Here is an 11,718-nt window from a genome sequence, read left to right as displayed (position 1 = left end):
GTTATAATTTTATCAAAAAGGAATTAAATGAAGTATTTTATCGGGACTGATCACGCAGGATTTGAGATAAAACCATTTGTAATCGAATATCTTCAAAAAAAAGGAATTGAAGTAGAAGATTTGGGGACATATTCTACTGAAAGTGTCGATTATCCGGATTTTGCACATAAAGTAGCCGAAGCTGTTTTAAATAATCCAGGAACAATGGGGATTTTAATATGCGGAAGCGGAATTGGAATGAGTCTTGCTGCAAATAAGCATAAAGGAATTCGTGCGGCACTTTGTCATGATTATTATACAGCAGCAATGGCAAGAAGACATAATAATGCCAATATTTTATGTTTTGGGGCTAGAATAGTTGGACTTGGTGTTGTAGAATCTATTCTTGATGCATGGCTTGAAAATGAATTTGAAGGTGGAAGACACCAAAGAAGGGTAGAAAAAATTGATATTTAACTGGATATTTTTAACAACGGTTATCGTTGTTATCCTTTTTTTAACTTTTAGAATGTTTTATTATAAGCATTTATGGGAGAAAGCTGAAGAAAGACGTAAACAGCTGAAAAGTAATTTGCTTGATGCTGAAATACTTATTAAAAAATACCAAATTCAGCTACAAAGATCTCTTGGAAACCTTGAACTTTTGGACGATGAAGTTACAAGACTTAAAAATGATTTAAAATCCGTAAAAAGCAGAAACGCTCAGATGAGAACTGAAAACGAACAGCTAAAACGTAAAATCAGAGAGCTTGAAAATAAAATCGAAGCTTTACTCTAATTTAAAATTTTTTATCAGATATATTAATAACAGCGGCAGTAATATCACATTTAATAAAAACTGCGCGAGATATAAAGAAGCTAAAGATATTAAAGCGTTAATTATATCCGTGGCGTGAGAGATGTAATATTTGGCGTCTTCCTGGATTTGCGCCAAAGAGTTTTTTGTGCTTTCAATAGTGCTTGAAAATTTGCTCCAAAAGCTTTCTTCTTTAATTTGAGGTTTTTCTATCTGTTTTGTGTAAGGTTTCAGTTTTTGAACTGAAGAGTTTATATTTGGCTCGAAATAGTATTTGTTGAAATAGTAGGAAATTGAGGCGCTAAAAGGCATAAATATTCTTAAAACTATTAAAATTAAAAGAATGTTTTTTAAAAGTTTTGAAGTATAAAAAATATTAATGAGTGATAAAATTATAATTAATATCGTAAAAGCAGGAAGTTTTGATAACTCATATATAATTTTTTCACTTCCGAGCGACCATAAAGAAAAAGTCAAAAGATCCGAAAACCTCTCAGTCGCATCATTTATAGGGTCAAGAGCCTGACCTAATGCAAGGTTTCCTTCCACTCCTACGCCTATGGTTAAAGAACTCTCCTGTATAACTGAAACTGCGGCGTTTATGCTTCTTGTGACCGCATATGTTATCGCTGCTTGTTTAAGTGATTCATTTAAGTATTTGTTTGTTATTTTGTCATATAACGGGACACTTATCACTACAATAACGGCAAACAACGATAAAAGTAAGGCGTTTTTATCAAATTTAATATTTTGAAACAGGTTTTTCATTTTTTCTTCTTAGGTCTGAACGCAGTAGGACTTTCTATATAATCTCCTCCTATTAAATCTATTGCATACGGAATAGCCGCCCAAACGGCTTCTAAATTTTCTTTGATTGCTTTTGGGGAACCAGGCAAGTTTAATATGAAACTTTGTTTTACAACACCAGCGGTTCCTCTTGAAAGTATGGAAGTCGGAACGTATTTTAATGAATGCATTCTCATAAGTTCGCCAAATCCCGGAAGTTCTTTTTCTATTACTTCTTTTGTAGCTTCAGGGGTTACATCCCTTGGTGCTGGGCCTGTTCCGCCGGTAGTTAGTATCAAAGAGCAGTTTTGATTAACCATTTCTTTTAATGTTTGGACTATTGTGTCGTAATCATCAGGAATAAGTTTATATATTATTTCAAATTCATTAGTAATGTTTTCTTTTAGAAAGTTTTCTATTTCTTTTCCGCTTTTGTCTTCGTATATTCCGGCACTTGCTCTGTCACTCATTGTAATTACAGCAATTTTAACCATTTGCAACCTTTTTGCTAATTATACAAAAATTATAAGTTTTGCATTGCAATAAAAATAAAAAAAGATAAACAAGATTGATTAATAGTGTCAGTCACTATATTAAGTAAATAAAGAAGAAAGGAAAAAAGAAGATTATTTTGCGTCGTAATCGATACCTTCTTTTTCTTTAAGCATATTGATTAGGTGTTGTTTATAACCTTCTACCCATTTATCAACATTGTCAACTTTAATTCTTGCAACACCGCTCTCAATTGCAGCTCTCGCAACAGCTACAGATTCATCAACAAATACTCTTCTATCAAATGGTTTTGGAAGGATATAATCTTTACCGAATTTTAAATCAGCTCCACCATACGCGTCTTTTACATATTGAGGAACAGGTTTTTCAGCTAAGTCTGCAAGTGCGTAAGCTGCTGCAATTTTCATTTCCATATTAACAGCTTTTGCGTGAGTGTCAAGCGCACCTCTGAAGATGAACGGGAATCCTAATACGTTGTTTACTTGGTTAGGGTAGTCACTTCTACCAGTTCCGATGTATAAGTCAGGTCTAACTTCAAGAGCTAGTTCTGGTTTGATTTCCGGATCAGGGTTTGCAAGAGTTAATAAAAGTGCGTTTGGATTTAAAGTTTTAACCATATCTTGAGTAATACAATCCGCTACAGAGTTACCAACTACTACATCAGCGCCTTTAAGAGCATCCGCTAAAGTTTCTAAATCTTCATCAACAGCCCAAGGTTGTTTATATTTGTTTAAATCGTCTCTTTTTGTAGTAACCGGACCTCTTGAGTCAGTTAATACCATATTTTTAATTCCAAGTGCTTTATACATTTCAGCAGCTGCAAGTCCTGCCGCACCCGCACCGATTACTACTACTCTTAAATCTTCTAATTTTTTGTTTTCAAGTTTACACCAGTTAATAATTGCAGCAGATGAAATAATTGCTGTTCCGTGCTGGTCGTCATGGAAAATAGGAATATCACATCTTGCTTGAGATTCTTTTTCAATATCAAAACATTTAGGTGCTTTAATGTCTTCAAGGTTAATTCCACCAAATGTTGGAGAAATTGCTTCAACGATTTCAATAATTTTTTCAGGATCTCTTTCTTTTAACATAATGTCATAAGCGTCAATAAATGCAAATTTTTTAAATAATACCGCTTTCCCTTCCATAACAGGCTTACCTGCAACAGGTGCAAGTGTTCCAAGTCCTAAAACGGCAGTTGAATCGGATACAACTCCTACAAGGTTTGCTTTGTTTGTGTATTCATAAGCTAAACTTTCGTCTTTGTCAATTTCAATACAAGGAATTGCAACCCCTGGTGAATATGCGATTGATAAATCTCTAGAGTCTCTTACCGGTTTTGTTACTTCAATAGCGATTTTACCAGGGACCGGTTTAGCATGATATTCTAATGCTTCTTCTTTTGTAAATGTAGGTCTTGACATTTCGTCTCCTTTTATATTTTTGTTACAATTATATTCAAAAGTTACGAATATTTACAATTTTTATATTTTATAAACAAATAAGTGTTACAAATCGTAAAGGAATTAAATGATAATAGATACTCATACCCATTTGGATAACCAGAAATTTATTGATGATGTGGATGAAGTTATTAAAAGGGCAAAAGAAGCGGGTGTCGGAAAATTTATAATTCCGGCTGCAGATCCAGCTGATTTGCCAAGGGCTATAGAACTTGCAAACAGATATGATGAAATATATTTTGCAGTTGGATTTCATCCGGTTGATATAGATAAATATGACGAAAAACTTATAACGTGTTTTATAAACCATCCAAAATGTGTGGCGGTAGGTGAAATAGGACTTGATTATCACTGGATTAAAGAAAAAGAAAAACGTCAAAAACAGATAGAATATTTTCACAGACAAATAGAACTTGCAAAAGAGTATAATAAACCTATAATCGTTCATATAAGAGAAGCAACGGAAGATAGTCTGAAAGTTTTGGAAGAACATCCTGAAATTAAAGGCGTTTTGCACTGTTATAATGCAGCTGAACAGCTATTGAAACTTAAAGAGAGGTTTTATTATGGAATAGGTGGTGTTATAACATTTAAAAACGCTAAAAAACTTATAAATGTTTTTCCGAAAATACCAAAAGAGAGGGTTGTAATAGAAACGGATGCCCCGTATCTGACCCCACATCCTTTCAGAGGGAAAAGAAACGAGCCTATGTATACGATTTATGTAAGAGACAAGATTGCCGAGCTTTGGGGTATAGATCCAAAAGAAGTGGAAGAAATTACAACAAAAAATGCAAAGGAACTATTTAATATATGAAGAAGATATTTTTACTATTAATTTCTTTTTTGTTTTTGTTTGGTGATATTGTTAATAATAAAAACCTTGAAGTATTAAATGCGCTTGATATAAACGACGGGTTTATTGAAAATCCTAAACTGCAAAAGTTATATAAAGTATATTCAAAAAAGAAAAAAGAGTATTTTTTAAATGTATTGGAAAACGGATATGATTATTTACCTCTTATTAAGCAGTCGATTTTAAAAAGCGACGTTCCAAAAGAACTGATTTCCGTTGCAATGGCCGAAAGTTATTTAACGACTTCAGCGAAATCTCATAAAAAAGCAATGGGACTTTGGCAGTTTATGCCAAAAACTGCAAAAAGATACGGACTTAAAATTGATGAGTATGTTGATGAAAGAAAAGACCCTATAAAATCTACGCAGGCAGCGGTGGAATATTTAAGTTATTTACATAAATTTTTTGGGAAATGGTATCTAGCGATTATGGCGTATAACGCAGGGGAAGCTAGAATAGTAGAAGCAGTGGTAAGAGCCAAAATTGATAAATTATGCAATAGTTTGGGTAAAAGAAAATGCAGAAAAGATAAAACAATAAAACAATACAGAAACATTGTTAAAAATTATCAGAGACATGGAAGATACGCCTTTGGAAAGTTGTATAAACTATATCAAAAGCTTGAGAGTGTTCCGATTACTTTAAGTGAACTTATGAGGTTTCAAAAAGGTCTTTCAAGACAATATCTGCCTAAAGAAACTAGAAAGTATATTTTGAAAATATTGGCAATGTCGTTTTTATTTAATAGTGACGATTTTATTCAATATACAAATGCGTATCTTTTAAACAGCGGTGTTGTTTCGGATTTGAAAAAAGTAGAAGTGCCGGCAGGAACTTCGTTATATTATGTAAGTAAAATTTTAAATGTTCCTTATAAAGAAATTAGAAAACATAATCTTCATTTAAATTATTCCTTTACGCCTCCATATAAGTATTATATTTATATTCCATATAATAAATTGGCTGAGTTTAAATTAAAATTCCATCCAAAAAGATTTTTTATGGTTTATAAGGTTAAAAAGGGTGATACACTTGGTAAAATAGCAAAAAAATATGATACAAAAGTAAGAATTATTAAAGATTTTAACAAACTTGGCAGATATTTAAGAATAGGTCAAAAACTGGTCATTCCTCTTAATAGCGTATATGTAAAATATAAAGTTAAAAAAGGGGATTCTTTAAGAAAAATAGCAAAACAATTCGGAATAGATTACAAAAAAATAATCAAAGCAAACGAATTAAAAAATACAACTATAAGAGTAGGACAAATTTTAAAAGTGCCACAAGGACTTAGATGAAAAAGATTACAATATTGATTTGGCTATTGTTATTTACAGGATGTTCTCAAAGGTATATTACGGAAGTTTATGAAACCCCAGGTGTAAAAAAAAATACCCAAAAAGTATACAGCGTAAACGGAAATGTGTATTATCCTAAAAGCACCGTTCCTATTGGATGGACGCAAAGAGGGATAGCAAGCTGGTATGGACCTAATTTTCATGGGAAATATACAAGTAATGGTGAAATATATAATATGTATGCATTTACTGCAGCACACAAAACACTGCCTATGGATACCATGGTAAAAGTTACGAATTTAAATAACGGGAAAAGTGTAATTGTAAGAATAAACGACAGGGGGCCTTTTGTAAAAGGAAGAATAATTGATTTAAGCTATGTTGCGGGTAAGCAAATAGGACTTGATAGAACCGGAACCGCACCGGTAAAAATAAGTGTAATAGGATTTAAAGGAAAAAATTATGTAACCGGTTATATGATACAAATCGGTGCGTTTTTAAGAAAAGGGGGAGCTGAATTTACAGCTAAAAAATATAAAGAGTTAGGGTATAATACGAAAGTATTAAAAAAAGGCGACTTTTATAAAGTATTTATAGTTGGATTTAAAACATATTCGGAAGCCAAAAGATTCAAACTTTCTCATAAACTTAACGGATTTGTAGTAGGAGAATAAAATGACTGAAATTAGAAGAGAAACTAAAGAAACAAAAATCGAACTAAAACTTGAAATCAATGGCAGTGGAAAATCTAATATTTCTACCGGTGTCGGTTTTTTTGACCATATGTTGGAAGCTCTTGCAAAGCATAGCGGAATGGATTTGGAAGTATTTTGTGATGGTGATATTTATGTAGATTATCATCATACGGTTGAGGATGTTGGAATAGTGCTTGGCGAAGCATTATTTAAAGAAGTTTATCCTGTTAAAAACATTGAAAGATATGCTAATGCGGTAGCCGTTTTGGATGAGGCGGCCGTTGAGGTTGATTTGGATATAGGAGGAAGAGCTTATTTAGTGTATGATTTACCTAGAGAAGGAAGTATTAAAGATTTTGATATGGAACTTGTTGAAGAGTTTTTTAAATCGTTAGTATTTAATTTTAAAATAGCGGCACATATCATTTATAAAAGAGGAACTAACAAACATCACATAGTGGAGAGTGCCTTTAAATCGTTTGCAGTGGCTTTAAGAAGAGCACTTTCGTATAGAGAAAGCGGAATTCCCTCAACAAAAGGAATGATTTAAATGATTGAGCTTTTAGTAATTGATGTAGATGGGACTATGACGGACGGAAAAATATACTATTCTAACAGCGGTGATGAAATAAAAGCTTTTAATATCAAAGACGGACTTATGATTAAAAGTTGGAATAGACTTGGTAAAAAAAGTGCAATAATTACGGGGAGGGTTTCAAATATAGTTGATAGAAGAGCAAAAGAACTTGACATAACGTATGTAAAACAGGGTGTGAAAAATAAAAAAGAAGTTTTGGACTCTATTATAGAAGATCTTGGGATCAGTTATTCCGAAGTAGCTGTTATAGGTGATGATATGAATGATCTTTCTATGTTGAAATTAGTAAAAAAATCTTTTGCACCATATGATGCAAATCCGTATGTATATGATTTTGTAAATTATCCTTTGAAAAAAAACGGCGGTGAAGGTGCTGTTGCGGAAATGATAGAAATGTTGTTAAAAGAAGAAAAACTTTATGATAAGTTTTTAGCGTTATGGTAAAAGTTGTTTTTTTCTTTTTGATGGTATTTGGTATTATGTTTTATCCTTTATTTATTAGTTCAGGTAAAAATATTCCTCATCAGATTAAGAAAAAAACTTTATCACTTCCTGATGTTAAAGTGGAAGATGGTGAATTTTATATTTACAAAAAAGCTCTGGAAAAAAAAGGGAAGTTTAAAATATTAAATGTGTATAAAAAAGGATATATCGCTTTTGACTTAAATGCAAAAGATTTATTAAAAAATGAGGAGTATAAATCGTCAAAAACTATATTTAAAGACGATATTGTAACCGGGTATAAAGTATGGTATAAAAATAAGGATATAGAATTAAACACAAAAAAAGCCATATATAATAAAAAAACAGATATATTAAAAGGTGGGAAATTTCAACTTTTTGCAAAGGATTTTAGAGGTTATGGTAATGAATTTTTTGTTGATGACAACAAAAATTTATACGCAAAAAATATTACATATTATTTAAAGGTTGAGAAATGAAAAAAATAATATTTATAATAAGTATGATGTTAATTTTTATCAATGCTGAAGAATTAAAAGTAACAAGTAAATATTTTCATTATGACATGGCCAAAAAAGAGAGTGTTTTCAAAGGTGATGTTAATGCCACAAAAGGAAAAGATAATATATTGGCAGATGAAATGATAATATTTTTCGATAAAAACAAAAAACCTATAAAATTTATAGCAACAGGTAATGTAAGGTTTGTTATTTCTCTTGATAAAAATGCCACCTATAAAGGTAACAGCAATATGCTTGTATATCAGTTGCATAACGGAAATATAATATTAAAAGGAAATGCACAAATTGTTAAATTAGAAACAAATGAGAGTGTGAAAGGTAATAAAATAGTATTAAACAGATTTACAAAAAATGCCGAAGTTACGGGTGGTGAAAAGAAACCTGTAGAAATTATCATAAAGGTTAATGAATGAAAGTTAAGTTTATAACTTCCGCACCTTCGATAAATGAGGCGATTGAGCCTAATTTTACGGAAGTTGCACTTCTTGGCAGAAGCAATGTGGGTAAAAGTAGTTTTTTAAACGCTTTTACAAATCAAAAAATAGCCAAAACGTCCCAAACACCCGGAAAAACAAGACTTATAAATTTTTTTGAAGTCGAAGATGAAGGAAAAAAATATGTCCTGGTGGATTTACCGGGATTTGGTTATGCAAAAGTCAGTAAGTCCATGCTTAAAGAATGGGGTAAAAATCTGGATGAATTTTTGAAAAACAGATACAATATAAAACTTTTTATACATTTAAGAGATGCAAGGCATCCTGATTTGGATATAGATAATAATGTTGACGAATATATAAATTCATTTAAAAGAAAAGACCAGCAGCTGCTTACGATTTTTACAAAAATAGACAAGTTAAAACAAAGTGAACTGGCAAAATTAAAACAGAAATATCCTGAGGCACTTTTTGTATCAAATGTTAAAAAAAGAGGCATTGAACAGGTAAAAAGAAAAATAAATGAAATTTTGTGGGGAATGTAATGAATCTAAATATCAAAAAACCTAATTTAAGAGATATTATTGATATTCAAAGTGTGCTTGAACCATATGTAAAAGAAGGGATAATTTTAAAAAGAGACGATGATGAAGTCGCAACAAATATCAGATCTTACACATTGGTTTATGACGATAAAAAACCGGTAGGCGTAGCGGCTTTGCATATTTTTTCTCCTTTTTTAGGTGAAATTAGATCACTTGCGGTAGATAAAGATTACCAGGGCATGGGTATTGGTAAGCTTTTGGTAAACACACTTTTACAGGAAGCTAAAAAACTGGGGTTAAAAGAAGTTTTAGTTTTAACTTACAAAAAAGAATTTTTTGAAAAGCTTGGATTTATAGAAATAGAAAAAGAAGCGATTCCAGATAAAAAAATATGGGCGGATTGTATAAAATGCAAATTTTTTCCAAACTGCAACGAAATAGCTCTTATCAAATATTTATAAGGCTGCTTTTAGTTTACTTTGTAAACTTTTTAGGCAGCTTTAGCCCTTTTTTTCCGATAATGTTAGGATTGTTTATATTATGTGAAAATTTTTTTCTTTCTTTATTATTTGTAATTTTGTTTTCTTTTTTTCATAATTTTAATTTGATTTATTTTGTTTTGGTTCTTTTACTTAACAAATTTTTACTATTGGATGAATTAAAAGATATAATCGATTTTCATTATCAAGATGCCGTAGCGCTATTTGTCATTTATATATTCCTTGGAATATACCTATATAATTTTGCAAATATCGAATTTTTTATGCTTGGGATATATTTAATATACAATTATGCTTTTGATTTGATTGTTGTAAGGCTTATTAAATGCGAACTAAAATCGTATTAAGCATAATTTTTCTGTTTTATGCTCTATTAATTTATAGAGTATATGAGTTGAGTGTAGTGTCTAATCAAAAATATACAAAGCTCTCACTGCAAAATAAACAAAAAGAGATTTTAATTCCACCCATTAGAGGCATTATTTATGATAGAAATTCAAAACCCGTAGCTTACAATGAGTTAAGGTTTGACATAGCTCTTAAACCGCATTTAAAAAAAACTGAACTCACAGAAGCTTTAAATGAAATTAACGAAACCTTAAACGATGTAAATATTTCAAAGCTTTATGATATTTATAATAAGGAAAATTCACCATATAATCATAAGCCTATTGTTTTACTGCAATATTTAAAAGAGGATTTGATATATAAAATTCAGCCGTTTTTGAGTCTGAATGAAAATATAATAATTACGCCAAGTTATTTGAGAAAATATCCATATAGAGAAATACTTTCCAATGTTTTGGGATATGTCTCAAAAGCAAACGTAAAAGACCTGCAAAGAAACAAAACGATTGAACTTACGCAAATTTCCGGAAAGAGGGGAGTTGAAAAATATTATGACGATATATTGCAAGGAATTCCGGGGAAAAAAAAAGTAATTGTAAATGCGAAAAATGAAATATTAAAGGAAGTATCATTTACAAAACCAAAAACACATACATTAACTTTAAGTATTGATACATCACTTCAAAAATATATATATGATTTATTAAAAAATGAAAATAAAAAGGGCGCGGTTGTTGTTATGAAAACTGATGGTGAAATATTGGCGCTCGTTACATATCCAAGTTTTGATAACAATTTGTTTGTAAAAGGTATTGACTACAAAACTTGGAATAAACTTATTCACGATATATACAATCCTCTTTTAAACAAACCAGTAAGCGGAATTTATCCCCCAGGATCAACAGTAAAGCCTGCGGAAGGTTTAATTGCGGCTGCAAGTAGAAAATGGAATCCTTGGAAAAAGATATTTTGTCCGGGGTATTTGGAAATCGGAAACAGAAAATTCAGAGACTGGAAAGAGGGTGGTCATGGTGAAGTTGATTTAATAAAAGCCATAAAAAGAAGTGTTGACGTTTATTATTATAAAATCGGTTTGACACTCGGAATAGATTATATCGCAAAAAATCTTAGAAAAATGGGATTTGGTAAAAAAACCGGAATAGATCTTCCGAACGAAAAACAGGGGATTGTGCCTGATAAGGAATGGAAAATAAAACGATATCATCAGCCATGGTTTATAGGTGAAACGTTAAATGCAGTTATCGGACAGGGATATTTTCTGGCAACACCACTTCAGGTGGCCGTTAATACGGCGCTGCTTGCAAGTGGTAAACTTCCAAAACCTTTTGTAGTGAAAAAAATCGATTCAAATGAAACAAAACCCATTTTAAAAGATGTGCTTACAAAAAAAGAAAAAAAATATTTAGGGCTTGTAAGAAGAGGAATGTGGGCTGTTTGTAATGCACCAGGCGGGACTGCGACCAATTATATAAACACAAAAATAACAATAGCTGGGAAAACGGGAACTGCACAAGTTTATTCTATTCCTCAGGAAGTAAAAAAGAGAAAAAGAGAAGATGAGCTGAAATATTTTCACCGCTCCCATGCGTGGCTGACAACTTTTGGTCCATACAGAAAACCGCAGGTAGTTGTTACCGTGCTGATTGAACATGGGGGACACGGAGGACATGCCGCCGGTGGGATTGTAAGTAAAATATATAATTATTTAATTGATAATGGATATATAAAGCTTAAATAATTTTGTTAAAATATAAAAATATCATTAAAGGTTTAGATTGAACAATATTAAAAAAAGTATTTTTTTTAAAGTTGCACTGATCATAATAGTTTTGCAATCAATTGTGCTATTTTTTGTTGCTGTATTAATACAAAAATATCA

The 11,718-nt window shown here is 31.3% G+C and carries 16 protein-coding genes; 13 read left to right on the top strand and 3 right to left on the bottom strand.

What is annotated here, in order from left to right:
- The first annotated feature begins 27 nt into the window (after positions 1–27).
- Positions 28–456 (top strand): ribose 5-phosphate isomerase B, encoded by a 429-nt coding sequence (gene rpiB / locus ACYQ19_RS02560; protein ID WP_459977858.1) that lies wholly within the window; start codon positions 28–30, stop codon positions 454–456.
- A gap of 52 nt (positions 457–508) precedes the next feature.
- A complete protein-coding gene (locus tag ACYQ19_RS02555) occupies positions 509–778 on the top strand; it encodes a hypothetical protein (RefSeq protein WP_459977857.1) in 270 nt (89 codons plus the stop codon).
- Here ACYQ19_RS02555 and ACYQ19_RS02550 read toward each other — a convergent pair.
- From ACYQ19_RS02550 to ACYQ19_RS02540, 3 genes are all read right to left on the bottom strand, one after another.
- Positions 770–1,564: a hypothetical protein gene (locus ACYQ19_RS02550; RefSeq protein ID WP_459977856.1), complete on the bottom strand. Its 795-nt coding sequence runs from the start codon at positions 1,562–1,564 to the stop codon at positions 770–772. The two genes, ACYQ19_RS02555 and ACYQ19_RS02550, sit on opposite strands and share 9 nt — an antisense overlap.
- The gene (gene mog / locus ACYQ19_RS02545; protein WP_459977855.1) at positions 1,561–2,076 is read right to left on the bottom strand and encodes a molybdopterin adenylyltransferase; all 516 of its coding nucleotides are present in this window, start codon (positions 2,074–2,076) and stop codon (positions 1,561–1,563) included. Before mog ends, ACYQ19_RS02550 begins: the two co-directional genes overlap by 4 nt.
- A gap of 132 nt (positions 2,077–2,208) precedes the next feature.
- Positions 2,209–3,522 (bottom strand): malic enzyme-like NAD(P)-binding protein, encoded by a 1,314-nt coding sequence (locus ACYQ19_RS02540; RefSeq protein WP_459977854.1) that lies wholly within the window; start codon positions 3,520–3,522, stop codon positions 2,209–2,211.
- Positions 3,523–3,628: 106 nt separating this feature from the next.
- On the opposite strand from ACYQ19_RS02540, the gene ACYQ19_RS02535 reads away from it, so the two are divergent.
- The 11 genes from ACYQ19_RS02535 to mrdA all read left to right on the top strand — a co-directional run bounded on the left by ACYQ19_RS02535 (position 3,629) and on the right by mrdA (position 11,577).
- On the top strand, positions 3,629–4,378 hold the full coding sequence (locus ACYQ19_RS02535) for a TatD family hydrolase (protein WP_459977853.1): 750 nt from the start codon (positions 3,629–3,631) through the stop codon (positions 4,376–4,378).
- Positions 4,375–5,715, top strand: coding sequence for a lytic transglycosylase domain-containing protein (locus tag ACYQ19_RS02530; protein WP_459977852.1), 1,341 nt, complete (start codon positions 4,375–4,377; stop codon positions 5,713–5,715). The genes ACYQ19_RS02535 and ACYQ19_RS02530 overlap by 4 nt, the downstream gene beginning before the upstream one ends.
- Positions 5,712–6,389: a septal ring lytic transglycosylase RlpA family protein gene (locus tag ACYQ19_RS02525; protein WP_459977851.1), complete on the top strand. Its 678-nt coding sequence runs from the start codon at positions 5,712–5,714 to the stop codon at positions 6,387–6,389. The genes ACYQ19_RS02530 and ACYQ19_RS02525 overlap by 4 nt, the downstream gene beginning before the upstream one ends.
- Before the next feature lies 1 nt (position 6,390).
- Positions 6,391–6,960 (top strand): imidazoleglycerol-phosphate dehydratase HisB, encoded by a 570-nt coding sequence (gene hisB / locus ACYQ19_RS02520; protein ID WP_459977850.1) that lies wholly within the window; start codon positions 6,391–6,393, stop codon positions 6,958–6,960.
- Complete coding sequence (locus tag ACYQ19_RS02515) at positions 6,961–7,452, top strand: KdsC family phosphatase (RefSeq protein WP_459977849.1); 492 nt, start codon at positions 6,961–6,963, stop codon at positions 7,450–7,452.
- A 20-nt stretch (positions 7,453–7,472) separates the two neighbouring features.
- Positions 7,473–7,949, top strand: coding sequence for a hypothetical protein (locus ACYQ19_RS02510; RefSeq protein WP_459977848.1), 477 nt, complete (start codon positions 7,473–7,475; stop codon positions 7,947–7,949).
- The gene (lptA, locus tag ACYQ19_RS02505) at positions 7,946–8,404 is read left to right on the top strand and encodes a lipopolysaccharide transport periplasmic protein LptA (protein ID WP_459977847.1); all 459 of its coding nucleotides are present in this window, start codon (positions 7,946–7,948) and stop codon (positions 8,402–8,404) included. The genes ACYQ19_RS02510 and lptA overlap by 4 nt, the downstream gene beginning before the upstream one ends.
- A complete protein-coding gene (gene yihA, locus ACYQ19_RS02500) occupies positions 8,401–8,970 on the top strand; it encodes a ribosome biogenesis GTP-binding protein YihA/YsxC (protein WP_459977846.1) in 570 nt (189 codons plus the stop codon). The genes lptA and yihA overlap by 4 nt, the downstream gene beginning before the upstream one ends.
- A complete protein-coding gene (locus ACYQ19_RS02495; protein WP_459977845.1) occupies positions 8,970–9,431 on the top strand; it encodes an N-acetyltransferase in 462 nt (153 codons plus the stop codon). Before yihA ends, ACYQ19_RS02495 begins: the two co-directional genes overlap by 1 nt.
- A 158-nt stretch (positions 9,432–9,589) precedes the next feature.
- Entirely contained in the window at positions 9,590–9,817 is a 228-nt protein-coding gene (locus ACYQ19_RS02490) for a hypothetical protein (protein WP_459977844.1), read from the top strand.
- On the top strand, positions 9,796–11,577 hold the full coding sequence (gene mrdA, locus ACYQ19_RS02485; RefSeq protein ID WP_459977843.1) for a penicillin-binding protein 2: 1,782 nt from the start codon (positions 9,796–9,798) through the stop codon (positions 11,575–11,577). The genes ACYQ19_RS02490 and mrdA overlap by 22 nt, the downstream gene beginning before the upstream one ends.
- Positions 11,578–11,718 lie beyond the last annotated feature (141 nt).

Source organism: Nautilia lithotrophica, from assembly GCF_054656815.1.
The sequence above is the reverse complement of the archived record's forward strand: the minus strand, read 5'-3'. Positions and strand labels throughout refer to the sequence as shown.